The organism is Arthrobacter sp. P1_B3 (genome assembly GCF_056406615.1).
The window spans coordinates 1-25,133 of the sequence record NZ_JBFTZV010000021.1; the positions used below are offsets into that span (position 1 = coordinate 1).

Below are 25,133 nucleotides of genomic sequence, written 5' to 3' on the forward strand. Positions count from 1 at the left end.
GATTGCTTATGCCGATGTTGGGATTATGCCGATTTTCGGGTGACTGGCCTGTTCAGGGCCGGTTTCTTGCAGTGTCTGGTCGGCATAGTCGCGGCGTGAGATTCTCCCTTCTCCTGACAGGAGAAGGGAGTGTGCCATGGATGATCCAAGGCGGGTGGAGGGCCCGGCGGTCGGCGCCGACGACGGTCTAGCAGATGTTGGGGCCTTGGCGGGTGTCGGGAAGACGGGCCCTCCCGGGGGTACTTGGCATCAGAGAATCTGGCCGCGTCTCCAAGCGGGGCCTCTGGCTGCAGTGATGATGGAACTGATCGATTGGTTGGTCACACAGGGTTACGCTCCGAGCACGCAACGCAACCATGTCCGTGCGGCAGCGCGCCTGGGCTCGTGGATGATCGCGGAGGACCTCAAGTTCGGTGACTTGAACGCCGAGCATGCATTTCGTATGGTCCGGCAGGATAACGAACTCCACCCGACGCATCGTTCGGCTAATGAGAATGTCTCCGCAGTTCTTCGGTTTCTGCGTGAAACGGGGCGTCTTGGCTTCGCGCCCGTAATTCACGCGCAGCCTCGTCCCGCCGAGGCATGCCTGACGCAGTGGCTGCGATTTCTCGAAGTGGAACAAGGCCAGGGCTCCAGTTGGATCGATAAGGCCCGCAGGTTCGGGGCACCCTTTCTGGAGCTGCTTGAGGACCAGTCTGAGGAACTCCATTGGGAACGCGTGAATGTCGCGATGGCCAATGACTTCCTGGTGGGTGCTGTTGCCGGATACTCCTCATCTACGGCCCAAAGCATGGCAGCGTTGCTGCGCGGCATGCTCACCTGGGCAGCCGCCAACGGCTGGGTAGAGGCCGGGGTCCCCTTCGGTGTCCTCTCGCCCCGGCGGGTTCAATCTGGCCTGCCCAAGGGACTCACCGCTGGCGAAATCGAGGCATTGAAGGATGCAGTCGATCTGGAAAGCCCCACAGGCAGGCGCGACCTGGCGATCATCGTCATGCTGGCCCGTCTTGGCGTGCGCGCAGGGGAAGTCGCCGGCCTGACCCTCGATGACATCAACTGGCGGGAGCCGTCCTTGCAGGTGGTGGGCAAGGGCAGGCGTGTCCTCGTCTTGCCGATGCCCGTCGATGTCGGTGAGGCTCTGGTGGGCTACTTGCGAGTCCGCCGAGCCCAGCCCGGGGAGCGGAGTGTATTCATCCGAGCCCTGCCACCTCTGAGAGCCCTGCACCGGGCGGGCGTTACCGAGGTCGTCCTCAAGCATGCCGGCATTGCTGGTCTTGAGGGTGTGTACGCCCACCGGCTTCGCCACACGGCTGCCTGCCAGGTCCTCACCGGTGGTGGGAACATCAGGCAGGTCCAGGAACTCCTCGGACATGCAAACCTCGCCTCGTCGATGACTTACGCACGGGTAGACATGGCGCCGTTACGCCCGCTGGCCCCGTCGTGGGGGAGATTGCCGTGAACGACATGCCGGTCAACGCCGACCTTCGGACCGTTCTCGAGGACTACCTTGCCCGGCGACGTGCACTAGGCGCGCAGCTCATCGAGGAAGAACGCCACGCCCGGCGTTTCCTCGAGTGGTTGTGGGCCCATGGAAACACTCGGGCAGCTTTCACGGCCACGGAGGCCAGCATCTGGGCGCGGGGAACCGGCAACTTCAAGACCTCCTACCAGTGCCAGCGCCTCAGCTCGCTGAGGGGCATTGCCCGCTACTGCTACGCCATCGGCCTGGACGTTCAGGTGCCTGCGGCCAACGCGCTGCGCGCCGGTAGGGATCGGCGCAGGCCCCACATCTACACCCAAAACGAGGTCAACGCCCTAATCGCCGCCTGCCAGCACGTGTTCACATCGACGCTCGTGCGGACCACGATGGCGAACCTGATTGCCTTACTGGCCGTGAGCGGCATGCGAATCGGGGAGACCTTGCGGTTGAGATCCCAGGACCTCAATGCCCGTGACGCCACCGTGCTGATCCGGGCGAACAAGCACGGCCCCGACAGGCTCATTCCGCTGCATCCCACCACGGTGGCTGCGCTGGCTGCATACGAGGCCAACCCCGATCGCCAAGCCGTGAGCCCGCAACCCGACGGGCCCCTCTTCGTCACCACCAGGGGAACCGGGTACCAACGGTCATCCGTAGAAGCTCACTTTCAGCGGCTCCGCGCAGCGGCAGGACTCACAGCGGAGGAACCATCCCCGGGCCTGCACGACCTGCGCCACACTTTTGCCACCCGGCAGATGATCCGGGCCTACACCACCGACAGGGGCGACCCCGCGGCGACGCTGAGCCTGCTGGCAACCTGGCTCGGCCACTCAGACCCGTCCCACACCTACTGGTACATCCAAGCCGTCCCAGAACTCCTGGCACTGGCCGCCAACCGCATGAACACCACCATCACGATGGAGTGAATCACCATGACCTACCTGGCCACCGCGCTACAGTCGTTCTTCACCAACTACGTCCACACCCAACGCAACCTCTCTGACAACACGATCGCCTCCTACCGCGACACCTGGCGCCTCCTCATCAAGTACATCTGCGCCACCAACGCGACCAGCGCAGACCAGATCCAGCTCGAAGGCATCGACCGCGACACGGTAACGGCCTTCCTGGACCACCTCGTCAAGGAGCGGGCCAACAACGCGGCGACCCGCAATGCCCGACTCAGCGCGATCCGGGTCCTGCTCGCACATAGCCTGCCCGACCATCCAGAACACGCCGAAACCATCCGCCGCATCCTCACCATCCCGCCTGCCAAGACCACGAAGCCCCTGATCAGCTACCTTAACGACGACGAGACCGATGCGCTGCTCGCTGCACCCCAAGTCGCCACCTGGACCGGCAGGCGCGACCAGATGATGCTTGCCCTTGTCATCAACACCGGACTGCGCATCAGCGAAGTCAGCAACCTGACCACCGCCAGCATCCACACCGGGAGCAGCCCCTACATCGAATGCGAGGGAAAGGGCCGCAAACGCCGGGCAACCCCGATCAGCGCCAACACTCGGGACCAGATGCGCGCCTACCTGAGCGAACGCAACAGCCACCCAGGGAGCGCGTTGTTCCCCGGCCCCCACGGCAATGCGCTCTCACGCGACGCGATCGAACATCGGCTCGCAATCCACATCCGCACTGCCGCCGAAACGTGTCAGTCATTGAGGAACAAGCACGTCACGATGCACACCCTCAGGCACACCACCGCCATGAACCTCCTGCACTCCGGCGTCGACATCACCGTCATCGCCCTATGGCTCGGCCATGAGCAGACCTCCACCACCGACATATACCTTCACGCCGACATGCAGACCAAAAAGGACGCGCTGGACAAGACCAGGCCACCCGTTGTCGCCCCCGGCACCTACACACCGGAGCCGGGGATCCTCACATGGCTCGAAGCACTCTAACTATGCCGACAAGACCCGCCAGGAACCCGCTCTGAGCAGGTCAAACATTTCATCGATCGGCATAACCCAGAGATCGGCATAAGCACTCCCATGCCGACGTCGGCATGGGATCGCTTCGGTGGGGCCATTGGAGGCGCCGTGGGTGTCGAAGTAGGCCAAGATCGCTGCCTTCCACTGTTTGAGTGTCCGGCCCAGTCGTGAGACTTCGGGGATCGGGCAGGAGGGGAATGAAGCGATTACTTCGTTGACGAGGTCCCTGCCCCGCGCAGGCTTGGCGTGATAGATCGCCCGGAGCTTCTGGTAGCACTGCCAGGCCAGGGTGACTTCGTGGTCTGGGTCTCCGAGGGTGAGCTTCGCGTCGAGCCGGGCGGATTGTTTGTCAGTGAGGTGTTCGGCGCCCATCTGCAGGGTTCGACGGATGCCGTAGAGGGGGTCGCCCTTGCGGCCGCGGTGTCCGAGGGTGTCTTGCTGGACCCTGCGGCGGACTTCATCGACCATGGCTGAGCCGAGCTTCACGACGTGGAACGCGTCCAGCACGGTGATGGCTTCGGGCAGTTCATCGCGGATCGCGTTCGCGTAGCCGCGGAACGGGTCCAGCGCGGCGGTTTTGATGCCGGCGGTGAACCCGGTCCCGCGGTCTTTGAGCCAGTCGGCGTAGGCCTTCCCGGACCGTCCCGGAACAAGGTCCAACAATCTGGCGTGCACCACACCTTGGGAGTCACGGGTGTGGTCCACGATCCCGGTGACCATGCCGGATCCCGGTGGACCGGTGTGGGACCAGACATGCTCATCGACGCCGAGCGCGTTCACCCCTGTCAATCGGCCAGCCGCTGCGATTCGCCGGGCGGCCTTTGCCTTGATCGCGTCCCAGGCGGTGTGCCAGGACACGCCGAGCTGGTGGGCCAGGGCCGAGACCGAGGTGTCGAAATGCTGCAGGCCGTCGGTCGCCCACGCCACGGCCCGGGCGGTGAGTTTTGCCCGGGGCCCGGCCAACTCGTGCTCTTCGGTGAACGTGGTTCTCGGGCAGTCAGGGTCCGGGCAGCGCCAGACACGCTTGGCCCACAGCAGCCGCACCGGACGGCCGAAGCACGGGGTGTCGTGGAGCCGGACCTGCCGGCGGCCGTGTCCGACCGCGACTACGCCGCAGTCCGGACAGCCGCTAACAGTTTCGCCTGTCTCGACGTGCAGAACCAGGCCGGTCCCTGCCGCCGTGACAGAGCAGGCGTGGATACCTTCGACACCAAGAAGCGCGTCTGCCCGCTCGCACCAGCGCCCGCCCGGGCAGGAAGTAGCATTGGGCATATCAGGGTCTCTTTTTTATTTGAAAGCTTGGGCGCTACCACTTCAAAGAGGCCCTGGCCTCTCTCCTCCCGCACCACGCCGCAATGTCGTCAGGACACGCTCCTCCCCCCGGCGTCAGAGGGCCCCAACCACGCTCACCTGCGAAGGGCCGTTTATCCATAGAAAGGGTGCTCCGAGCTGTAGCAGGTTGGTCGTCGAGACCTACATTCTGCGGAGCGAAGGAGCGCCCTTTTGATGATGCAACAATCTGGGGGTACGTTATCCGTCGATCTAGTCTTTTTGACCAGCCAGCTGCCCATCGCCCAGGTGGGGTTGTAGATCCTGGCCTTCATCATGAACGCCGTCGACTTCGGACAGCCGTGCGAGAAGCGGCTGGGCCGGCTTTCTCTGAAACTGTTACCCTGCGGCATCGAAACCCTCACCCGCGAGCCGCGTATAAGAGCAGGGAACGCCAGCTGGAACCGCAACAGGGCGCCGTCCGTGACTGTTCAGGATCCTCCAAAATCCGACCTCGACGCGACACCTTCGACCACGCGGTCCGACCGGGACGCCGGCAATTACAAAGGCGGCTAGTGGCACGCGGCCTTCAGCTCCAGCCGAACCGCTCACAGGACCCCGGCCGTCCTCTCCGCCGTGGGGTTGCGGCCCGGAACGCTGGCTTCAGTGAGCAGCGCCCGTATCCCATCTGATTGACGGGATCAACGCCAAGGAGTAACTGGCAGATGGCAGCGGCCAATTCCGGTGGCACCAGGTCGGACTTGCCTCGTTTTTACGCCAGCGTCTGGCATAGGGCGGTGCGGGTCTCGGCGGCGGCTATCACCGCCACGGCGCTCATGCCACCCGGTCCTGGCGGTCGCGGGTGTCCAGGGGCCTGCTGCGAACGCAGCCACTGACACCATCGCTCCTCAAAACGGGACCCCTCGGGCAGGTCCGCCACAGGCCTTGGGCGTCGGTTGTGGCTGGTCTGTGGCCATCCGCCCTCTCCGGGGTAACCGCAAGATCGTGGTCGAGAATGGGCTGGTATGAGAGCGGTAAACGCTTCCTGCCAGCCAGGCCCGGATCGTCTTGCGGTCACGCCCAATCGGCCAGGCTGATCTTCATTCCGCGTCTTCAAAGCCTCAATGACCACGTACTCCTTCGGGGTCGACACGGAGGACCGGGGCCCTTCTCAGCGGACGGTGTGGACGGGAACAGGAGCTGTGAGGAGCGCTAGCTGTACTAACCCGGTTGGTTGGTGACGCGGCTGGCGGGTGAGGCGCCTTTGAGGGCGGTGTGGGGCCTGTGGTGATTGTAGTGCTCGATGAAGTCCTGGTAACAGGCCTGGCGTTCGGTTTCTGAGCTGTAGGCCTTGGCGTAGGCCCATTCCTCCTGGAGGATGCGGTTGAAGCGTTCGACCTTGCCATTTGTCTGGGGCCGGTAGGGTCTGGTGCGCTTGTGGCTGATGCCTGCTTCGGCGAGGACCTTGCCGAAAGTGCGGGAGCGGTAGCAGGAGCCGTTGTCAGTCATCACGCGCTGGATCCTGACGCCCAGGGTTTCGAAAGCGGCGATGGCGTTGCGCATGAACGCGGACGCGGTCGCCTGGGTTTCATCCGGCAGGATCTCGGAATAGACAAACCGGGAATGGTCATCGACCGCGTGGTGGATGAAGGAGTAGCCCCGGACCTGGCCGCGGTCCGTGCTTCGGCCTTCGGCCAGGTTCCGTGCCCTGGCATTCGCTTCGCCCTGCACGCGTCCGTGGACCCGGTGACCGCCGCCGTTGGGGATCCGGCCGAGCTTCTTCACATCGACGTGGACCATCTCGCCGGGCCAGGCATATTCATACCGGCGGGCACGGTCCCGGCCGCGGACCCTGGCCCCGGTGGCCGGGTCGGTGAAACGCAGCGGCGGACAGAGGTAACGGGTCAGGATCCGATGGACCGTGGAGATGTTCAGGTGCAGATGGTACGAGATCCGCGCCGGACCCCAGCGCCGGTTCACCCTCAGGCCCAGCACCCGCCGTTCAGTCCGCACGCCGGTACGGTGCGGACACGTCCGCGGCCGGCTCCCGCGGTCCTCCAGCCCGGACTCCCCGAACTCCCGGTACCGTCCCGACCACCGCGCTGCGGTCGGGACTGAGACGTTGAACCGTTCGGCGGCCCGGCGCAACGGCCAGCCGTCAACCACGATGCAGCGGGCCAGCCGCAGCCGCCCCGAATAAGCCAAGAACGCGTTACGGTGGGACACGAGGACCTCCTGGATTGTGTTTGCTCTCGACAAGCACCACACAACACCCGGAGGTCCTCTTATTGCATCAAATCAATCCCCGTGTCACCAACGTGCCGGGACAATACAGCTAGCCCTGGGCTAAAAGCCCAACCCGAAATGGAAATTTTCAATAAGCGCAGCAATGACCCGCTCGCGCAATGAATTATCCAAGTTGAGCCAGATATTGACTTCCTGGGACATCGCGGCCTTTCTTCGCCTTGAGCATCCGAGAAGGAAAGCGTTAACTTGGGTGGGAGGGCTTAGCCTCAAGACCTCGTGAGTTGCGTGCCACGGGACGTACGCGAATTTGGCCGCCATGGCGTACGAATGGAGCAGGAATGCGATTGCGTCAGCACGCCGGTAGTCGAGAAGAGATTTCTTCTCCACGTCCGGTCACGGTGACTTCTGCAACGGCTAGGAATTTCATCATTGATCGCCGGATTTTCAGGGATGACCGTTCGGTGCGGGGGGCGAAAATTAGGCTTTTTGGACTGTTGGCTGTAGCGTCACATTTTCGACGAAGCAGACTTCGCTGTAGTCGTCGATGTGGATCAACCGACGCTCGTTGAGTTCGTCTCGAATCCAGATCACAGAGCCGTCTGTGGTCCGGTCCTCCACCGTTGCGTGCATCTCGGGCTTGGATCCGTAGAGGACCACCCAGTCTCCGGGCTGTATTGCCGCCCAGTTGCCCTGCCTCACTCTATGTTCCTGGTGGTCAAAGGTTGGCATGGTATTTCTTCCTTTCTGCGGGAACGGACCAAGATCACCAACTACTCATCATAAAAAGCCGGCTTTTCTGGCGTTACGAAATCCTTGGCATAACCCCGTGCTATTGCGCGGGATTATGCCAAGGATTGTCGAGTCCGTCTATGCAGGGGCCAGCACGAAATTATAGGAAACTTCCCGGCCGTTGCCATCCGTCGCGGGCTCAGGATCCAGGATCAGTTCAGGCTTGACCGCTGACGCGATGTCGTCGGACAAGTGTTCGTCGGCAGTAAAGTAGAGCTGTGTGGTGATGAGCTGGTGCCCGGGGCCGCTGACCTTGATGTGCAGGTGGGCCGGACGCCAGGCGTGCCATCCTGCAGCCGAGATGAGCTGGCCGCAGGCGCCGTCAGTGGGGATTTGATACGGTGCGGGCTGGAGTGTGTTGATCTGGAAGATGCCCTCCTCGTCGGCCACCACTGTACCTCGGAGGTTCCATTCGGGAATGCCGGGCGCGAACTGAGAGTAGAAGCCGGCATCATCAGCGTGCCAGATTTCTACATGTGCTCCGGCGAGTGCATTTCCATTAACACTTGTGACTCGGCCCTTGAACAACAACGGGGTTCCAGCTTCACCATCACGCTGCGGCAAGGTCGCGGGGGACTGAAGGACCGGTGAACCAGGTACATAATAGGGTCCTTCGATGGTGCCCTTGCTTCCATCCCGGTCCGCGTTGGCAACTTCCTCAACAGCGTGCTCAATCCAGACATCTAGGAAGAGTGGCCATTCGCCATCTTCTCCCACCCGGATCAGCCAGGCCTTCAGAGCGTTGTACTCGTCATAGGTCACCTTTTCCTCGGCGACGGTGTCGACGAGAGCCTTAATTGCCCGCGAGGCCAGGTGGTTTACCCGTTGGCTGCTTGTCTGTACGCCGGAAGTCTTGTTCGCCCGAAATTTCTCGGTGGCGTTGGCTCCCGAAGAGGCAGCAGTAGCAGTGGTTTTTACAGACACTGTTGGTCCTTTCATTGTTCGTCTCATCGGTGAGACGGTGGTTGTAGGGTGGTTCAGTATTCCGGTCCGGTGATTGCCGATGGGTGCAATTACAAGGGCTGCTGCTTAGCGCTCTCTTCCACGCCAGAGACGTTCAAGCCCAGTCCGCTTCAGCGGTCCAGTACTCCAATCCGTTCTCGCTTCGGCCGTGCTTCCACTCAGTTGTGCGTCGCAGTCGCGGTTCCACCCGTGCCGTGACCGCGTCTGCGGCCTCGGGCCCGTCCTGGTCCACCTGCCAGTGCACCCAGTTGACCTCTAAATCATTCTCGTCATGAACAAATAGGTCCACGTGGTGCCAGCCATAGCCAAACGTGTCCATGTAGCACGTCAGGAACATACGGTCATTATTCTTTGGATAAGGCATGGACTTCTCTTTTCGAATCGTTTATCTAGGCTTTTTTGGAATTTCTTCGCCCTAACGCCAAAGCAGCTGCTTTCGACTGCGTAGACAGAATTAAATCAACGGGACAATTGGCGCGGTCACTTGCTGACGCGCTTTCTATCGAAACGTCCACCAGCCAGACTCAGATACTTGGTAAGAAGCTTCCAGTCACGGATCATCTCTTGTGCGGCAGGTCGGGCGCATATGTTTCGAGATCAACAGTGCGGGCGTATGTAATACGCTTGCGTATTTTCGAATTGCCGTCAGCATTATGCCAGCCAAAATTAACGGAACCAGAAGCGCCAAAAGAATTAAGGACAGAGGACCAAAGACCGGCGTGCCATGCGCTTTCGTCTCCCCTTCTCGTACGGGATAGTTGAGTACGACGAGCAATGCTGGCATCCTCACACCTTTGCCCATAAGGAGCCCTAGCTGCACCATTCCGCCAAGCACGGAAAGAGGGGCAGCGGCCGCGATGACCATCAGAACGATAAAGTTGAGCAGAGTCATCCGGAAGGGTCCTGCAGCAACGGGGTGCGTCCGGTCGCCCTTCGTCACGAATTTGAGTGGTATTAATATGACTCCTATCTGGGACGCGCAACCGCTAACTAAGGAATTCACCAAGAAAGTGAAAGTTCACCATTGCCGCAAGCTTCACGCGCTGGCATACATGAGGCGAAAATAAGCGGTCAGGGAGTGCCCGGCTTGGATCTTCCATTGCGCTGACATTATGCGAATTTAGTGACCCTTGGAGTGGTGTAGTCCGTTGACCGGACCGCAATTGCCTACGTCCAAAGCATCGTCCGTAACTTGGACAAACAGATCTCTGTTCTGAACGGACAGGTCTTCGTAACGAAGGGAACTCTGCGTGAGCGACACAACGATAGCTGCATTGGTCAGGCGCATCGAAGTACTGGAAGCTGAAGCTGAAATTCGAAGACTTCAAGCACGGTACATGTTCCTCTGTGACACACCGTGCCCGGAGCCTGGCGTCGAAAACGACGAGCAACGCATCGATCGCATACTGGATTTGTACACCGATGAAGCTGTTTGGGAGGGTGTGGGGGAATACTACGACAACCAGTTCGGGCGGGCTGTTGGGAAGGATGCGATTCGAGCTCACTTCGATCGCTTTTGGGGCGAAAAGCACGATCCCTCACTCGTTTTGAACGCGCACTATTTGACGTCAGAGCAAATCCGTGTGGCTGGGGATGAGGCAGAAGGACAATGGATCCACCTGCAACCATGGTTATTTAGCGACGGGCGGGCGCTTCTGCGCTCCAGTCGGCTCAGTAACAGTTTCCGAAGTATCGGTGGCTCGTGGAAGATAACTCGAACCCGAACCGAGAATGTCTTCATTGCACCTCTGCCGAATAGGTTCGCGGAAAGCTACCCATTAAAGTCCTCGCTCATGAGCAGCACCGCCGGAGAATGACACTCCCTGAACGGGATCATGCTCGCCTTTGAAGCTGACACCAGGCGATGTACAGGGGCCGGATCGTAACCTTTCCTCCGCGGACCTTCGCGTGGATCGTGTTGATAACATCAGAGACCCAGGCTCCGGATCTACCAATCTGTTCACATCACCGATGGCCTTCTATGTGGTCCATCAGCCCCGGCCTGGCGGATCAGCTCCGCGGGCCGGGCGCAGGTCTGGCGGACCAGTCTGGCGTTGCCGACGGGAAGCCAGGGCCTAGCTGGGCGTTGAAATCCGATCGGGAGCCGAAGGTGCGTCCGGGCAGGAACGAGGTTTCCCAGGAACTGCTTCGCCCGCTCCACCATGCCTTTGCACTCAGGGTCATATGGTTTGACCCGGTCGCACGGACCCCGGCGAAATCCCCCACGCCCGGGGCATAACTGTTCCGCCGGCCGACGCCGTTTTCATGTCCCTGACCAGCTCCCTCCCGGCGAGCAGATCCCCGTCGTCTCCGGGACGGGAGCATCCGGGCCATGATGAACCGCGCATGCGAGGAAACCGTCACCAAGACCGCCAAAACCTTCGACATCCGCCACCCACCGGTATCCGCAACCTCCGGGAAACCACAGGTTACACTGCCCTGCCCCCCGGGTTCGTAGCTGATCTGGCCGCCAGGATCGGCAGGGACATACTCCGCCGGATCATGGACACATTCACCCGGAACCGGGCTCGGCACGGTAATCGGTTCGTACTCGGACATGAGGGGTCCACACAGATTTTCTCCTAGGGCTGGACATGTGACAGTGAACTGCGTCATGCTTCTGTTATCCATTTGGACAACAAAATGAACGGTAGGAAGAATGATGACGGCAGCACTCGGCGATGGCCCCCTTCTGACGCTTGAGGATCTTGAACCGGGTGATGCGAGCCCTCCGATATCGGTCCTCGGTAAAGCGGAGCTCCTGTTCGCAGCCTTTGACGGGGTAAGAACGACGTTAGGACTAACCGAGTTGAGCCGCTTGTCTGGCGTGCCTAAGGCAACGGCCTATCGCCTCGCTCAGGAGCTTGTCCACCTCAACTTCTTGGAGAGAGTAGAGAGCGGCTACCAGTTAGGATGGCGGATGTTCGAACTTGGGCAGCTGGTGCCTGGTCCTGCCAAGTTGCGGCGGGCCGCTCGCCCAGCCCTTAACGACCTACATATCCTTACCGGGGCCGTAATCCACCTGGCGGTCCCGGACGGCGACCACTCCCTCTATCTCGAACGATTTGCCGGCCGACGTGAAGCTCACATCTCCAATTCGGTCAGTGATCGCTTTCCGCAATGTTTCACCGCATCCGGGAAGCTCTTTCTGGCCCAGAGCCTCCACGCTGAAGTGATCATAAAAATGTTGGAGCGAGGGAATTTTAGACGCCCGACAAATAAGAGTGTCGGGAGCGGCCATCAACTGCGAGATCAGTTGGACGCCATTCGGAAGCGCGGCTGGTCCTTGGAACAAGAAGAGTGCCTGAACGGGTATAAGTCCTATGCGGTGCCGATCCTCATTGATGGTTCTTTGGGAGTTGCCGCAGCCATATCAGCGACGATCAATGTCAATCGCCGCGACGACCACCAGGTCATGCGTGCTCTGACATCGGCTTCGGCAGACATCAGTCAAGGCCTCCGACACAGCATCACAGGGGTTCGTAGCGTGTTGCATTCTCGCCAAAGATAGTCTATGACCGAGTTGATGCCGACAATAGCAATGAGTTCCATTTTGTGTGCTGAAACATCTGAATGGGTCAAGCGGCCCCGCATCATCTCGGCATATCCAGGTTGCAAGCAAACGGCGGCCTTTGCCAGAGGATGTGGCACAATTCTGCTCAGAGAATTAGTGACCAACGCCCCCTGCGCGCAAGAGTTCTTCAATGCGTACACCAAGGTCGAATAGTCTGCGCTCCCGTCCTGGCGCTCCAATTAGCTGTAAGCCAAGCGGCATGCCATGCGCGCCACGGAGGCCTGGAATAGTCAAGACTGGAAGGCCCAGCGCTTGCCATGGTCGACTTAGGATCGGGCTTCCTGTAGCTTCCAGGCCGGCCGGTGCCGCCCCTAGGGCAGCTGGACCTAGTACGACATCAAAGCGATTGAATAAGGCCATGACAGTGTCCTTGTAAGCAGCTATTCTAGCCAGTGCGGCCTTGTATTCGAGTTCTGATAACGTGCTGCCGTATAGGAGCAACTCAGCCAACGGCGCGCTCAGGTCATCGAGATGATTCATTTCGTCTCTGCGTTCTTGGGAGGCCTCTGAAGCCATTATGACGTGATGCTGATGGGCTAAGACTTGTAGCATTTTGTGGTCGGACCAGTTCGAAACTATAAATTCCTTTTTTCTTTCGAAGAGTATTGATCCAGTTGTCTTTAAGGCGTCATGCATTTCCTTGCTGAGCTTACCGAGTTCGCTTCCGTTCCATAACAGGATTTCCACTGGCCCAGTCTGTGGTTTGCTGGATTCTGAAGTTGCTCCGAGTCCGCTAAGCGCTTCCATGGTAAAGCGCAGGTCATCGACCGTCTGAGTGATCAGGCCAATTGAGTCCAACGACTGACTAAGTCCAGTTACGCCTGCCGTCGAAAACTGGCCTTTGGCGGAAACGAAGCCGGCGACGCCGCAATACGAGGCCGGGCGAGTCAAAGAGCCGGCAGTTTGTGTCCCTAGCGCCAAGGGCACCATTCCGGCCGCTACGGCTGCCGCTGATCCGCTGGACGACCCGCCAGGAGTACGAGAGAGATTGACAGGATTGCGCGTTGGACCTGGCTTGAAGTAACCAAACTCAGTTGTTACAGTCTTGCCCATAATTATTGCCCCGGACTTTCGGAGTAATCGGACGCATTCCGCGTCGGCCACTGCGGGTTCCTTGCCCCGAAGTGGACTTCCGCAAGCCGTCGGAAGTCCGCGTACATCGATTAGGTCTTTGATTGCTACAGGCACGCCCCACAGTGCAGTCCGGCTAGACGATGATCTCTCTAGCTCCCACGCCTGTTGAAGGGCACCGTCGATGTCAAGCGTTACCCATGCGCGGACCGCCGGTTCCATTTCTTCAACGCGTCGAAGTGCCTCTACCACAGCCTGACTGGGACTTGTGGATCCGGATCGAAGTCCAAGTGACAATTCCAGTAGGGTGCTCTTCATACCTACTCCTCTATTAAGCGGCTCTAGAATGGGTACGGGGCGGGCGTTCGAGACCGGTGATGCCGAACTCAGTTTTATCTTCTCTCTGGCGCAGCGAATGCAGTGGGGATACAGTCTTGACACTGGCTGAGCTTGCGCCCTTCATCCTTTTCGATACGTGATGACCTTGGTTTCTGATCACGACCGCTGTCTGGATCTCAAGAGACCTCGTCGAGTCCGCATCTTGGTCTATATAAAAAGGAAGCGTGGCATATCTTGTCGGCTTCGACGGACCTCTAGAGAAATTCCAGTGCGAGCCTCGGAGACTTTGATCGGGAGACACAAGCGGCTATCTGGTCATTCGCTTGTTTTTCGCTGCTCGACATGCACTGATCCCTGTGATCCGGTTCACCGCGAACGACGCCCATTATGCATGTTCCGCAGATCCCCTCTTTACAAGACGTATCGACCTCGATGCCGTTTTCCGCAAGAGTCTCAACAATTGATTTGCCAATAGGAACCCAATAAATCTCATCTTCGAGTTCGACTTCAAATGCGGCGTCGTCTTCCGCTTGTTGAGGCTCACCGGCCTGAAAATATTCGACATGAACATTATCATGTGGAATGACCGCAGAAGCCCTTTCCAGAACCACTTGCATAAAGCCCTGCGGACCGCAGGTATAGACGTGCGATGCTTCCGAAAGTGAGCTAAAGATTCGGTCGAGCACACCTGACTGCTCTTCGCGAGGACGTCCAAAATGAAAGAATACCCTTTCGCTAAAACCGCTTCGAGTCTCGAGGAGATTACAAAATGCGGCCTCATCGCGGGAACGTGCAAAGTAATGAAGTTCGAAATTCTCGCCGGTTCGGTGCAGTTGATATGAAATGCTAATCATCGGAGTGACACCGATTCCAGCGGCCACCAAGATGTGCCTGTCGGCACCTTTCTCAATCAACAGGAGATTGCGAGGCGCGCTGATCTCAAGTTCCTGCCCCACCTCTACGTGGGCGTGGAGCGCGGCCGAACCCCCACGGGATTCGGGTTCGAGTTTCACTGCCACAACATAAGCGTCCAGTTCGTCGGGAGGACTACAAAGGGAGTACTGGCGCACCATAGAAGTAGGACCGACAATATCAATATGAGCACCCGCCGGATAGGGATCAAACGGTGCCCCGTCCAGGCGACTGAGGCGGAAAGACTTGATGTTACTTGTCTCCTCCAGGATTTCAGCTACGCGTACTTTGAACATAGCCATTGGAGATGATCCTTTCTATTGTTGTACGGGTCCGACTTAACCCTCCGGATGAAGCTCCTGCCTTGTGCCTAGCAGGTGATCAGGAGTGGCTTATGCGTATTCACATGCAGCACGGCAATGCCGCCATCTCTAGAGGAGGAAGCCGGATGCGTTGACGGCCGAGTCCGAATTGACTAAGCGGATAACCTTCAGTTCAATCCGGGCGTCGTCACCCGCGAAACGGATTCGGTGTGTCACGTCGGCCCCAAGCACCTGGAACTTATCGCGCTTGAACCCGACCAGGACCTGTGCGGAGCGCAGCGTTACGGAGTCTTCCGCCAGTTCCTCAACTGTGAACCTGGAAATCGTGCGTGATGTGCGGGCAGCAGCGACTGCTGACATCGAGTAGCCCTGCACCAGGCGGGTGACGCGCATGTGGCGCATTCGAGCGTCGTCGTAGACCATGTTCAGGGATGACTCGAAGTCTTCGGAGTCCGGGTCCACAGGGATGATGTATTTGGCGTCCTCGGTGTACAGGGTTTGCCACTCTTCGTACTTCTTGTCATCCAGCAGCTGTCCCTCACGCCAAATCAGTTCGATCGCACGGCCAACCAGTGGCTGGGACAGCTTACCGAGCCCAAGCTCGTAGGTTGCGGGACTCGGTCGGTTGTCGATGGCGGTCACGTCAGCGTCGGTCTCAGTTGTCATTGCCCATCATCCTTTTCCACATTGCGTACGCTTCCCGCATCCCGGTCTCGTCGGTCACGTGCGAGGTCTTCCATCCCTCATCGACCGTCTCCTCACGGCCGAGACCGCGATTGACGAGAATCGGCATTTCAGGGTTAGCCACTGCACCGCGTTGCACCCGCTCCCAAGCCTCGGAGTCATCTGAAGTGCCGAAGCCAAACGGACCTTGGAAGTGCTCGTGGATGCGCAGCCGTTCGCGGTTCACACTTTCCGGTCCGCCATCGAGGCCCAGAGCCATGTGCTGGATTTCCGTCTCGTTGACCGAGATGGGACGCAGCACCCTGAAGAACGACATGGACAGCGACAAATTTGGGAAGAGGTTCAAGTTATATCCGGCGCCGTGCATTGACCGCACGATGCGACGGACCTGGTCCTGAGGCATGGTCTCTGAGAGCTCATCGATGATGTGGCGGAAGCGCTCCTGCAGTTCTTCGGTTCCGTCGTCTTCCTCAAGGTCCACGTGTCCAGGGACCATGACGGCGACGCTGTGTCCGTTGCCGAGGGCATGGGTGACGGCCTTCTCGTCTGTCATGAACGACAGCATGTCTGCAGTTTCGGCGTCTACGGATGCCATCCAGGAGCGGTGGACGATGGGGAAATGGTAGCCGTCGGTGGTGTTTTCGAGTTGGATTTTCCAGTTGCCGTCGAAGCGGAATTTGTGCTCGCCCTGGACTTTGACGGGGAATCCGGCACCTTGCTTCAGGAAGCGGTCAATCCAGGTTTTTGCGTCGCCGAGGAAGTCACTCAGCGGCTCGATGTCGGATTTGAAGGTAGCGAAGATCAGACCGTTGTAGCTTTCGACCCTCAGCCTCTGCAGGGGCAGATCCTTCTTTTCCGCAACGCCTTCGTATCCGTCCGGGTACGGGATGCCCCGAAGGTTGCCTTCAAGCGAGTAGGACCAGGAGTGGTAGGGGCAAGTGAAGCCGTTGGCTTTGCCTTTCGGGACCTCGCACACGCTGGCGCCGCGGTGGCGGCAACGGTTGAGGAGCACGTTGAAGATACCCTTGCGATCCCTGTTCACGATGACCGGCTGTAGGCCGATATGGCTCATCTTGAAGCTGCCGGCTTCCGGGATTTCGCTTTCATGCGCAACCCACACCCAGGTGCTGTAGAAAATCTTCTCCATTTCCCAGCCGAAGATCTCCGGATCGGTGTAAAGCTGCGCCGCGACGCGATCGTCGGCGACCAGGCTGGCGAACCCGCCTGCCCTGTCTGAAGTTGAGGTGGTCATCAATACTCCTATGGTTCTTGCAGTTCAAATGTTGAGTAGAAGGCCGTTAGAAGAGGTAAGGCTAGTTCCCGTGCAGGTGCCCCACGCCATACGGCAAGGTGTGCCCTTCGACCCTGAGAAGAGTTGGGAACGTTAATCGCTGTGGGGAGGCGGCCGACAAGCAGCTGCCAGCCGCAAACGAGCTAAGGCGTATGCCAGAAAGTGGTTCTGTGATGCTCTCTGGGCTTCGGCCCGATCAGCAATGCAGCGTCCCCGTCAGCCTCGCTAGGTTCTGCCTGGCAGCGAACTGGGGACCCGGCATTGGTTTTGTTGCGCGAATTTCCTGCTGCTAGTCAAGATTGATAAAGACGGACTGGGGTTCAGTGAACTCGTCGATCGAATAAGAGCCGAGTTCACGGCCCAGTCCGCTGAGGCCCACTCCCCCCCAAGGAGCGCCAGGGTCGATTAGTGGCAGTTGGTTGACAAATACCGTGCCCGCCTTGATGCGCTGAGGAAGCGAATGCGCGGTAACAAGATCCTTTGTCCATATTGCCGCTACAAGTCCGTAGTCGGTGCTGTTGGCTCGAGTGATGGCCTCATCGATGTCGTCGTAGGGCATGATCGACAGCACGGGACCGAAAATTTCCTCGCGAGCAATCTTCATTTTGTCCGTAACCTCTGTGAAAACCGTCGGCCGGAAGAAGTAGCCGTTCTGAAGTTCACCACCAACTCGCTCACCACCTGAGACAAGCTGAGCTCCTTGTTCCTTGCCACTGGCCACGTACGAAGCGACGCGATTCAAATGCTCCTCTGAGACGAGCGGACCCAGAATGGTTTCCGGATCATAGCCGTGGCCGATCTTCAGCGCGTCGGCCGCAGCGGATATCTTCGAAGTGAATTCGTCAACTTTTGAACGAGGTACAAAGAAACGTGTGAATGCGCCGCAAGCTTGCCCGGTGTTGAACAGTGCACCCTTTAGATTGCCCTGGACGGCTGCATCGATATCTGCATCTGCGCAGATAATACTGGGGGCTTTGCCGCCGAGTTCAAGACCTATGCGTTTGAGGTCCAATGCCGACGTTCGCGCAATTTCCTGGCCGACAGCCGTGGATCCAGTAAAAGAGATACAGTCCACGCCGCGATGGCCGACAAGTGCCTTACCTACTTGTGGACCACCGGTGATCAGATTTACGACACCATTCGGAACTCCGGCCTCGCGACATATCTCCACGAGCCGGACCGTAGATAGGGGCGTCTGCTCAGCGGGTTTCAAAATAACAGCGTTCCCCGTCGCCAGAGCCGGGGCGAGTTTCCAGGCAGCGATGTCGAGCGGAAAATTCCACGGGGTGATAAGACCACAAACACCAAGTGGGGTTCGACGCTGATATGTCAATTGACGGGGGATCGAAACCGGCGAAAGTTTGCCCTCAAGTTTTGTCGCGTAGCCGGCATAGTAGCGGAACACCTGCGCGGCCAGCGGAACGGAAATGGCTGTGCTGACTGTGGTCGGCTGCCCCTGATCAAGAGTCTCGAGCGCCGCCAATTCCACGGCATTCCGATCGATCAGATCGGCGATCCTCCACAGCAATCTGCCCTTGGCATCCGGCGACATTGACTGCCAGGCATCCGATTCAAAGCCGGCCCTCGCGGCGGCCACCGCGGCGTCAACATCAGCGGTCGTGGCCTCTGCGAAGGTTCCGATCAGCTCTCCATTGGCCGGGTTAAAGGTCTCGTTCGTCCCACCGTCCGACGAATCAACCCATTGGTCGCCGATAAGCAACTGAGTAGCGTGCATAGTCTTTCCCTCTCCATCAATGGTCTGAGACGACAATGGCACGCAATCCGAGTAGATTCACGGCTCCGGTCCGGTGACTGAACCTGGCAAATCCGGACTATAAGGAGATCAACGGACCCCCCGCTCCTGGAGCATCCGGAGCACGTCGCGGAGACGCTCAAGAATGTGCTCGGTCCTTTCGGCCGAACCATATATCGAGTGTTGAAGCACCAATCCATCCACAGCAGCCAGAATCAAAGCGGCAAAAGAGCCATCCTCATCCTGGATCTGGACGTTGCGCAGGGTCTCGGATACCTGTTCGATATAGAAATCGTAAAGCGCCACCACATCCTTGGCTGGAACTCCTCCGCGGACCGCACGAAGCAGGTAGTCGTACTGAAGAAGTCCACGGGACTGTTCGCTACTGACTGTCCTCACGAATTCTGAGCTGAACGAATCGATGCTTTCGGCCACAATCCGGCTCTCAGCGACGTCCAGCCGGGCTGCGTGTTCGAGGGCTTGTGACACCATTCCCTCCTTTGAGCCAAAATAGAATCTCACGAGTCCATGAGATAGGCCTGCTTCGCTGGCCACCGATCGATACGTCACCTTGTCTAACCCGTAGCTACTGGCAATTTTGATGACAGCATCGAGGAGACGAATTCGAGGCGGCGTGGACCCATCCTCGGCCTCTACTACAGCTGTCGGCGTGGACTCTGCTGCGACCGATCCGGAAGCGGTGTTCATTAGGTTCCTTCCTGAAAATTCTGCGACCCTCGCCGAAACACCTCCGAACGGCTAACGACAAGCCCGCGGCAAGACAAGCTCTCCAAAGGATCTCGTATGAATGCCAAATTTAACACCTGACGGGACGTACCTTGCACGTTCCGTCCCGGGGGTCCGGTGAGTGGACCGGGGCGCCCTGATCGACCGCCATTCCAGTCAAACTGAAGAACATCCGCTGTAAGCGTCACGCCGATCCCAATTGCCCGAGCCCCATATAGATATTTTCTCGTAGATCCTCGAACCGTGGGGACCACTTCGGGGGAATGCACCTCTGTTAGCGCGGGGCGGTCGAATCACACCTGTATGGGAGTCCATGAACTCGCCCGAAACCACTGTCAATGGCAGGACAAGCGCAGTCACACTGCCAGACGTTCCCAAAATGACGTTTGCGCGAGCTTTGCGCCACGGCGTCCATTCTATGATTCGGGATCCGCTGCTAGTGCTCATCATGACAGGAGTCGGATTCTCCAGCGCTCTGCACATTCAAATGGCCGTGATGGGCTTCCATGGCCTGATCGGGACTCTAATAATGGCCTGCATGGCAGTGGCCTGCATATCGTGTCTCGTGACGCTGCTTCTACGCGGTGGTCAGGTAGTAACTGTTCGCATGATAATGGGCATGGCCCAAGTCATGGCGATCGCCCATCTCATATTGATCTTTCCACCGGCCGGTTCAGGTAATGTACATCACCCCAATACGGTGACATCTGCTGACGATCCCATTCGTGGAGGCCTCGACCATGGCTCCTTTCTAATCGTTATCGCTGTTGAATTGCTCGTCGCTGCCACTGCTGCGGTCTGGATTCGTAAGAAGCGGACTATGAACGAGTGGCCAAACTCCGCGAGCGGTGCCCCTCAGCCTGGTCCGTTCACCGAACCGTAATTAGCGCCGGGTCTCTAATCAAACAGACTTGGCGTCATCCTCCGCCACGACGTCCAATGAGAGGAATTCAGGCGTCAGTGGATTCAGGCCCGGTGCTGAGACCAACTGGCACGTCGTTACGCTTCCCTCCTTCAGTGCCCTGGCCGTGGATCGCCCGTGGCGATGCATGAACTGCAGGACCAGGACTTCATTGCCTACGGGCCCAATCCGTGCCCTACCGCACCCCGCAGACCTGTGCCCCAAGGCGGGCTTCCGCCCCGCATCACGCAGGTGGTTGGCGAGACCTCCACCATGCTTGCGTTCGTAGCCGCAGGGGGCTCGTGGCGGTCAAGCCCTCCAGCGTCCGGGCCTTGCAGCTTGAAGGCGCGGCCTACCGGGAGATTGAAAATGTCCCCGTGGTGGAGCTCACTGTCGCCTGGATGCGCGGGAATCTTTCTGCACTGCTGCCCAACTTTTTGGACGTCGTGGTTACCGCAACTGCGGGACCCTCGGCTTCTGTCGCGGTATCCGGCCCTGCGCCATTTCCCCCTGACGAAAGGCTTCCACTCTCATGAAAATCGCAGCCATTGAGGCGATTCCCTACTCGATCCCTTATCTTCATCCACTGCACTTTGCCTCGGGATCCGTGCACGCGGCTGACCATGTGCTCATTAGGCTTCGCACCGACGATGGGGTAGTGGGCACCGCTGATACCCCACCGCGCCCTTACACCTATGGGGAGACGCAGAAGTCGATTGTTGCGGTGGTGGAGGATGTTTTTGCTCCCCAGCTGATCGGCGTGGACATTTTTGACCGTGAGAAAGTGCAGGCGATCCTTTACCGTACGGTGCACAACCAGACCGCCAAGGGGGCCGTGGACATCGCCCTTTGGGACGTCATAGGCAAAACTCTCGGCCAGCCGGTGACAAAACTGCTGGGTGGGTACTGCGACTCGCTCCGTGTCTCCCACATGCTCGGCTTCAAGCCCGCACAGGAGTTGCTGGCGTTGGCTCTGGAGTTCCGCGAGGCGTATGGCATCAACACGTTCAAGCTCAAGACCGGCCGCCATCCTCTTCACCTCGACATCGAGGCCGCCCGGGTGCTACGGGAGGGGCTCGGCGAGGACGCCGAGCTCTACATGGACGCCAATCGCGGCTGGTCTGCCAACGAAGCAGCCGAGGTACTCCGCCGCACGGTAGATTTGGGCCTACAGTTCCTTGAGGAGCCCGACGACGCCCGCGAGGTCCTTGGCCGTCGCCGCCTTGTCGAGCACTCCCCCATCCCCATCGCCGCCGACGAATCCGCCGCCAACCTCGGTGAGGCCGCACGGGAAATCCTCACTGGAGGCGCAAACCTCTTGGCGGTAAAGACGGCGCGGTCCGGCTTCACGGAGGCGGCAAAAATCGTCGGAATGGCTGAAGGCATGGGAATTGACGTCTATATCGGCAACCAGATTGACACCCAGGTCGGCACAATAGCGTCGGTGACCTTCGGCGCTGCCTTCGCCCACACGACCAAGCGTGCAGCGGAACTTTCTAACTACCTGGACATGGCCGATGACCTGCTGACCGAACCTTTGGCCATCACAGGTGGACGCATTCGTGTGCCCGAGGGCCCCGGAGTGGGTACCGCTGTCGACGAAGAAAAGCTCTCCCTCTACCGCATCGATCGATAGCAACCCCTTTTACCGAGAGGACATTCATGAAGTACCTGGTCCACATGGACGTAAACCTGCCAGCCGACCTTCCGGTCAACGCGGCTGCGGAGATCAAGGGCAAGGAGAAGGCCTACTCGCAGCAGCTGCAGCTCTCGGGCAAGTGGCCGGAAATCTGGCGAGTGGTGGGCGAATACGCCAACTACTCGATCTTCGACGTCGATTCCAACGACGAACTCCATGAGATCCTGCAGAACCTGCCACTGTTCCCGTACATGGACATCTCAGTGGTCCCACTCGCGAAACACCCCTCCGACGTCAAGTAAGCGCCCGCGACAAATATTGAGCGCCATCAGAGGCCCTAGTACAAGGGTGAAGCAGCAGCTGCGACCATCATGATGATGGCACCAACGCCAATCTCCGCGAGCAGTGCCCCTCATCCCTGGTCAGTTCACCGAACCTGAACTGACCCGGGGCTAATTGCCCCTGCTCTAATCAAACAGACTCCCCCGCTTCGCGCAACCGCAGGAATTCGGCGCGTTTGCGCACTCCTGTATGCGCGGACCCCATTCCGGCGTGACGGGCCCAGCTCACACACTGCGATCTCGTCAGACCGAGCTCCCTGGCGGCCGCGCTGACGCTGCCCACGCGGGCCAGGGCGGTGAAGAACTCGTCCTTCTGCTCCTGGGTGGCGGACCGTCTGGCCGCAGGATTTGTGCGGGGCCTGCGGGTGACGGCGCCGGCCTTGTAGGCCCAATGGAAGCAGGTCTGGACGTTGATGCCCAGCGTCCTGGCCGCGAGGCTCACGCTCTCCACCCGGTCCAGCAGGGCAAAGAACTTGTCCTTGTCGGCCTGCGTGTACTTTTGGCCCGATTTCCTGCCCGAAGGTCCCGCCCAGGCACGGCAGGTATTGAGGTTGAATCCCAATTCCCGTGCGGCCAGCCGAATGCTGCCCAGACGCTCCAAGGCCAGGAAGAACCCGGCCCGAGCGGACGCGGAGTAACTCCGGTAAGCACGCTTCAGGGCCGGCGCGGCGGACGGAACAGGCTTCTTCCCTCGGGGCGTCAACAGCCGCGACGACCATCAGTTAATGCGGGTCCTATCCTCGGCTTCAGCGGATATCAGCCAGGGCCTCGGGCATTGCATCACAGGGGTTCGCAGCGTCTTAAACTCTCGTCAGAGATAGGTGTTCAGCTGACCAGCGCCGCAGATCATGATGCCTGAACTCTTACGGTTCCGGGCCGGTGAGGGTAGGAACCGACAGAAACGCCCGAAGGCAGCCCTTGCGTCCCCTCGAAGATTTGCCGGATAGGCTCGACGGAGCGCTCCGAGCCGCACGGCCGGTTGCCCCAAGATTTCTAAAGAGCACCAGCGACGGACGGATGATCAGGCGCCCACGCGCTGGAGGAACGAAACCACAACGTCGACTACCTGGTGAGCCTTCTGCTCCATGAGCGGGACCATGCCGCCTTGAATCTCTACGACCTCAACGGACCTAGCGTTCGTGTAGGCCTTGGCGATGCTATTCGTGTGCGGGTAAGAGAAAGGGTCCTCGGTCGCGGCGAGCAGCAGTACCGGCGCCGTAACTTGCTGCACTCGGTCCTCCATAAGGTAGCGCGCACATGCGAGATGGCCTTCCCGCGGGTCCAGCCCAGGTGCCAAGGCGTCGCGGATGAATCGGTTGAGGAGATCGGGACGCCCGGCCGGGTAGAGAGGAGCGCGCTTGGCCCAGAGCGAAGTCAGGTGGCTTCCGTCCTCCCGAATCTCGGCGGTATCAACGTCCAGGTCCGACGCAGTCTCACGAAAGCCGGCGTCCGCGTACTCCGCTGCCGACAGGACTGCCGCCAGAATCCGGTGGGGCACGGCAGAAGCAACCTCGGAAGCGACGAACATTCCAGTGTGGTGACCGAGGAGCGAGAACTTATCGATGCCAAGCGCATCTGCGAGTGCTAGCACGCCGCTGGCGAACTGCTCGATCGTCTGGGGAGCTTGCGGCTTTGAGGACTGGCCGAAGCCGTACATGTCCATTGCGATAGTTCGACGGTGCGCCGCCAGCAGTGGCTGGACTTCAGCAAACTCGTCAAGCGATCTTGGGGTCTGATGAAGCAGTATGATCGGATCGCCTTCGCCGGCCTCTGCGTAGTGCAATTGTCCGAGTGGAGTGTCAGCGTAACCATATCGGAGGGCGGTCTGGGACATGGGTCTCCTTATATTGCGGGATGTGGAGTCAGTATCGGCGGCGGTGCCGGCCGCGACAATGATCCGTTTCGCCCAGCGAACCGGTTTTCTGCCTAGGAAGTGTTTCAGGCTCTGGGTTTTTCTGATGCCCGGTTGACAGTGCTTAACTTAAGAGGTTTAGCGCCGCCTCCCCATTCATGGTTACTCCATTCAGTTGTCTTCTTCTGGGTGCCACATACCGTTTGGATTCCAAGAAGCTCCATTGCTCGGCCACGGGATCCGCTCCGTGCTGGGCCCTCATCAAAGCCGAGTCAACTTCGTTCGCCCCCGCCAGCCAGAACCAGAGGGCCCCGCGTGGCTGGCGTTCTGGACCCGTGGTTAGGAGCCCCCCTCGTTGGCCTGCAGGCACCATCGGCGACATGCGTATTTCGGCCCTTGACTCCGTCTTCCCCTCGATGATTCTCGTGTTGGTGATTCTGACGTGCGGGAGGGCGGAGCCCACTCACCTGGTGCTGTAGGTGTCTCTGCGCCCATCACCAGTGCGACTCGGCTTTCCTCCCCGCGGGAAATGCCGGAGCTGGTCGCCGGCCGGAGTATCGCCCCACCCAAAGGGCTGACCCATGAATCGCCTGAGCTGTCGTAGCTCTTCTGATTTTCGCGCTGGGACACGGTCAGCTTTCCGAAGTCCTGTGCGGTGGCCCTAGAGGCTCGCGCGTAGTGATCGGTCAGGAGGGCGAAGCTTGCGTTCGGCCCTGCTCCTCCGTACGGGTATGCGCCGTCCTGGGCGAAGCGGCTGATGGGAGGTAACAAGGTCCCGGAAAGAGCCAGGCCGTTAATGTCCGCGGCTACGCACGCCACCACGTTCGCGTCTCCCGTTTGGACGGCTCGGGCCTACTGCCGCAGTCCTACGACGCCGGAGGCGCCCCCGAGCGATAAGCCGTCGATCCATCGGAGAGACAGCCCATGTGCTGGGCGACGCCGGTAGGATTGTCAGGAGCCAAGGTGAAGGACGCCAAGGACAAACCGTCGACCTGCTCCTTCTTCATCC

Annotated in this window: 22 protein-coding genes; 9 read left to right on the forward strand and 13 right to left on the reverse strand. The window is 59.6% G+C overall.

The annotated features are described in order from the left end of the window. The first annotated feature begins 295 nt into the window (after window positions 1–295). From AC1D2F_RS18460 to AC1D2F_RS18470, 3 genes are read left to right on the forward strand one after another with little or no spacing between them, the layout of a single operon-like run. Entirely contained in the window at window positions 296–1,456 is a 1,161-nt protein-coding gene (locus tag AC1D2F_RS18460) for a tyrosine-type recombinase/integrase (protein WP_476967360.1), read from the forward strand. 5 nt (window positions 1,457–1,461) lie between these two features. Further along, window positions 1,462–2,403 carry a tyrosine-type recombinase/integrase gene (locus AC1D2F_RS18465; RefSeq protein ID WP_476967429.1) on the forward strand — a complete coding sequence of 314 codons (942 nt, stop codon included), beginning with the start codon at window positions 1,462–1,464 and terminating at the stop codon, window positions 2,401–2,403. Window positions 2,404–2,409: 6 nt separating this feature from the next. Continuing rightward, on the forward strand, window positions 2,410–3,399 hold the full coding sequence (locus tag AC1D2F_RS18470) for a tyrosine-type recombinase/integrase (protein WP_476967361.1): 990 nt from the start codon (window positions 2,410–2,412) through the stop codon (window positions 3,397–3,399). Here AC1D2F_RS18470 and AC1D2F_RS18475 read toward each other — a convergent pair whose 3' ends face one another. After that, on the reverse strand, window positions 3,400–4,701 hold the full coding sequence (locus AC1D2F_RS18475; protein ID WP_476967362.1) for an ISL3 family transposase: 1,302 nt from the start codon (window positions 4,699–4,701) through the stop codon (window positions 3,400–3,402). 333 nt (window positions 4,702–5,034) lie between these two features. Here AC1D2F_RS18475 and AC1D2F_RS18480 point away from each other — a divergent pair, with 333 nt between their 5' ends. Further along, complete coding sequence (locus AC1D2F_RS18480; protein ID WP_476967363.1) at window positions 5,035–5,274, forward strand: hypothetical protein; 240 nt, start codon at window positions 5,035–5,037, stop codon at window positions 5,272–5,274. A gap of 645 nt (window positions 5,275–5,919) precedes the next feature. Here the strand turns inward: AC1D2F_RS18480 and AC1D2F_RS18485 are convergent. The 4 genes from AC1D2F_RS18485 to AC1D2F_RS18500 all read right to left on the reverse strand — a co-directional run bounded on the left by AC1D2F_RS18485 (window position 5,920) and on the right by AC1D2F_RS18500 (window position 9,589). Next, on the reverse strand, window positions 5,920–6,924 hold the full coding sequence (locus AC1D2F_RS18485) for an IS481 family transposase (RefSeq protein WP_476967364.1): 1,005 nt from the start codon (window positions 6,922–6,924) through the stop codon (window positions 5,920–5,922). A 498-nt stretch (window positions 6,925–7,422) separates the two neighbouring features. Beyond that, window positions 7,423–7,674, reverse strand: a complete 252-nt coding sequence (locus tag AC1D2F_RS18490; protein ID WP_476967365.1) for a hypothetical protein — start codon at window positions 7,672–7,674, stop codon at window positions 7,423–7,425. A gap of 138 nt (window positions 7,675–7,812) precedes the next feature. Further along, window positions 7,813–8,673, reverse strand: coding sequence for a catechol 1,2-dioxygenase (gene catA / locus AC1D2F_RS18495; RefSeq protein WP_476967366.1), 861 nt, complete (start codon window positions 8,671–8,673; stop codon window positions 7,813–7,815). A gap of 574 nt (window positions 8,674–9,247) precedes the next feature. Beyond that, window positions 9,248–9,589 carry a hypothetical protein gene (locus tag AC1D2F_RS18500; RefSeq protein WP_476967367.1) on the reverse strand — a complete coding sequence of 114 codons (342 nt, stop codon included), beginning with the start codon at window positions 9,587–9,589 and terminating at the stop codon, window positions 9,248–9,250. A gap of 358 nt (window positions 9,590–9,947) precedes the next feature. Between AC1D2F_RS18500 and AC1D2F_RS18505 the strand changes: the two genes are divergently transcribed. Both AC1D2F_RS18505 and AC1D2F_RS18510 read left to right on the forward strand, forming a co-directional pair. Then, complete coding sequence (locus tag AC1D2F_RS18505; RefSeq protein ID WP_476967368.1) at window positions 9,948–10,514, forward strand: nuclear transport factor 2 family protein; 567 nt, start codon at window positions 9,948–9,950, stop codon at window positions 10,512–10,514. Between the two features lie 842 nt (window positions 10,515–11,356). Next, window positions 11,357–12,208, forward strand: a complete 852-nt coding sequence (locus AC1D2F_RS18510; protein ID WP_476967369.1) for an IclR family transcriptional regulator — start codon at window positions 11,357–11,359, stop codon at window positions 12,206–12,208. 156 nt (window positions 12,209–12,364) lie between these two features. Here the strand turns inward: AC1D2F_RS18510 and AC1D2F_RS18515 are convergent, their stop codons facing one another. The 6 genes from AC1D2F_RS18515 to AC1D2F_RS18540 form a co-directional block, all read right to left on the reverse strand. Continuing rightward, window positions 12,365–13,660: an amidase gene (locus AC1D2F_RS18515; protein WP_476967370.1), complete on the reverse strand. Its 1,296-nt coding sequence runs from the start codon at window positions 13,658–13,660 to the stop codon at window positions 12,365–12,367. 275 nt (window positions 13,661–13,935) lie between these two features. Beyond that, window positions 13,936–14,895, reverse strand: a complete 960-nt coding sequence (locus AC1D2F_RS18520) for a PDR/VanB family oxidoreductase (protein ID WP_476967371.1) — start codon at window positions 14,893–14,895, stop codon at window positions 13,936–13,938. Between the two features lie 129 nt (window positions 14,896–15,024). Next, window positions 15,025–15,582 (reverse strand): aromatic-ring-hydroxylating dioxygenase subunit beta, encoded by a 558-nt coding sequence (locus tag AC1D2F_RS18525; RefSeq protein WP_284990556.1) that lies wholly within the window; start codon window positions 15,580–15,582, stop codon window positions 15,025–15,027. Further along, on the reverse strand, window positions 15,572–16,852 hold the full coding sequence (locus AC1D2F_RS18530) for an aromatic ring-hydroxylating oxygenase subunit alpha (RefSeq protein WP_476967372.1): 1,281 nt from the start codon (window positions 16,850–16,852) through the stop codon (window positions 15,572–15,574). Before AC1D2F_RS18530 ends, AC1D2F_RS18525 begins: the two co-directional genes overlap by 11 nt. A gap of 328 nt (window positions 16,853–17,180) precedes the next feature. Next, entirely contained in the window at window positions 17,181–18,626 is a 1,446-nt protein-coding gene (locus AC1D2F_RS18535) for an aldehyde dehydrogenase family protein (protein WP_476967373.1), read from the reverse strand. A gap of 108 nt (window positions 18,627–18,734) precedes the next feature. After that, entirely contained in the window at window positions 18,735–19,352 is a 618-nt protein-coding gene (locus tag AC1D2F_RS18540) for a TetR/AcrR family transcriptional regulator (protein ID WP_476967374.1), read from the reverse strand. A gap of 418 nt (window positions 19,353–19,770) precedes the next feature. Here AC1D2F_RS18540 and AC1D2F_RS18545 point away from each other — a divergent pair, with 418 nt between their 5' ends. From AC1D2F_RS18545 to catC, 3 genes are all read left to right on the forward strand, one after another. After that, complete coding sequence (locus AC1D2F_RS18545) at window positions 19,771–20,274, forward strand: hypothetical protein (protein ID WP_476967375.1); 504 nt, start codon at window positions 19,771–19,773, stop codon at window positions 20,272–20,274. 550 nt (window positions 20,275–20,824) lie between these two features. Then, window positions 20,825–21,928, forward strand: a complete 1,104-nt coding sequence (locus AC1D2F_RS18550; protein WP_476967376.1) for a mandelate racemase/muconate lactonizing enzyme family protein — start codon at window positions 20,825–20,827, stop codon at window positions 21,926–21,928. Window positions 21,929–21,954: 26 nt separating this feature from the next. Continuing rightward, a complete protein-coding gene (gene catC / locus AC1D2F_RS18555) occupies window positions 21,955–22,233 on the forward strand; it encodes a muconolactone Delta-isomerase (RefSeq protein WP_476967377.1) in 279 nt (92 codons plus the stop codon). A gap of 169 nt (window positions 22,234–22,402) precedes the next feature. Here the strand turns inward: catC and AC1D2F_RS18560 are convergent, their stop codons facing one another. Then, window positions 22,403–22,975, reverse strand: a complete 573-nt coding sequence (locus tag AC1D2F_RS18560; RefSeq protein WP_476967378.1) for a hypothetical protein — start codon at window positions 22,973–22,975, stop codon at window positions 22,403–22,405. Window positions 22,976–23,293: 318 nt separating this feature from the next. Then, window positions 23,294–24,106 carry an alpha/beta fold hydrolase gene (locus tag AC1D2F_RS18565; RefSeq protein ID WP_476967379.1) on the reverse strand — a complete coding sequence of 271 codons (813 nt, stop codon included), beginning with the start codon at window positions 24,104–24,106 and terminating at the stop codon, window positions 23,294–23,296. Between the last annotated feature and the right edge of the window lie 1,027 nt (window positions 24,107–25,133).

What these genes read in the sequence shown, in the direction of transcription:
- AC1D2F_RS18460 (WP_476967360.1), top strand. Translation starts at nt 296, where the DNA reads ATGATGGAACTGATCGATTGGTTGGTCACACAGGGTTACGCTCCGAGC.
- AC1D2F_RS18465 (WP_476967429.1), top strand. Translation starts at nt 1,462, where the DNA reads ATGCCGGTCAACGCCGACCTTCGGACCGTTCTCGAGGACTACCTTGCC.
- AC1D2F_RS18470 (WP_476967361.1), top strand. Translation starts at nt 2,410, where the DNA reads ATGACCTACCTGGCCACCGCGCTACAGTCGTTCTTCACCAACTACGTC.
- AC1D2F_RS18475 (WP_476967362.1), bottom strand. Translation starts at nt 4,701, where the DNA reads ATGCCCAATGCTACTTCCTGCCCGGGCGGGCGCTGGTGCGAGCGGGCA.
- AC1D2F_RS18480 (WP_476967363.1), top strand. Translation starts at nt 5,035, where the DNA reads ATGAACGCCGTCGACTTCGGACAGCCGTGCGAGAAGCGGCTGGGCCGG.
- AC1D2F_RS18490 (WP_476967365.1), bottom strand. Translation starts at nt 7,674, where the DNA reads ATGCCAACCTTTGACCACCAGGAACATAGAGTGAGGCAGGGCAACTGG.
- catA (WP_476967366.1), bottom strand. Translation starts at nt 8,673, where the DNA reads ATGAAAGGACCAACAGTGTCTGTAAAAACCACTGCTACTGCTGCCTCT.
- AC1D2F_RS18500 (WP_476967367.1), bottom strand. Translation starts at nt 9,589, where the DNA reads ATGACTCTGCTCAACTTTATCGTTCTGATGGTCATCGCGGCCGCTGCC.
- AC1D2F_RS18510 (WP_476967369.1), top strand. Translation starts at nt 11,357, where the DNA reads ATGATGACGGCAGCACTCGGCGATGGCCCCCTTCTGACGCTTGAGGAT.
- AC1D2F_RS18515 (WP_476967370.1), bottom strand. Translation starts at nt 13,660, where the DNA reads ATGAAGAGCACCCTACTGGAATTGTCACTTGGACTTCGATCCGGATCC.
- AC1D2F_RS18520 (WP_476967371.1), bottom strand. Translation starts at nt 14,895, where the DNA reads ATGGCTATGTTCAAAGTACGCGTAGCTGAAATCCTGGAGGAGACAAGT.
- AC1D2F_RS18525 (WP_284990556.1), bottom strand. Translation starts at nt 15,582, where the DNA reads ATGACAACTGAGACCGACGCTGACGTGACCGCCATCGACAACCGACCG.
- AC1D2F_RS18530 (WP_476967372.1), bottom strand. Translation starts at nt 16,852, where the DNA reads ATGACCACCTCAACTTCAGACAGGGCAGGCGGGTTCGCCAGCCTGGTC.
- AC1D2F_RS18535 (WP_476967373.1), bottom strand. Translation starts at nt 18,626, where the DNA reads ATGCACGCTACTCAGTTGCTTATCGGCGACCAATGGGTTGATTCGTCG.
- AC1D2F_RS18540 (WP_476967374.1), bottom strand. Translation starts at nt 19,352, where the DNA reads ATGAACACCGCTTCCGGATCGGTCGCAGCAGAGTCCACGCCGACAGCT.
- AC1D2F_RS18545 (WP_476967375.1), top strand. Translation starts at nt 19,771, where the DNA reads ATGACGTTTGCGCGAGCTTTGCGCCACGGCGTCCATTCTATGATTCGG.
- AC1D2F_RS18550 (WP_476967376.1), top strand. Translation starts at nt 20,825, where the DNA reads ATGAAAATCGCAGCCATTGAGGCGATTCCCTACTCGATCCCTTATCTT.
- catC (WP_476967377.1), top strand. Translation starts at nt 21,955, where the DNA reads ATGAAGTACCTGGTCCACATGGACGTAAACCTGCCAGCCGACCTTCCG.
- AC1D2F_RS18565 (WP_476967379.1), bottom strand. Translation starts at nt 24,106, where the DNA reads ATGTCCCAGACCGCCCTCCGATATGGTTACGCTGACACTCCACTCGGA.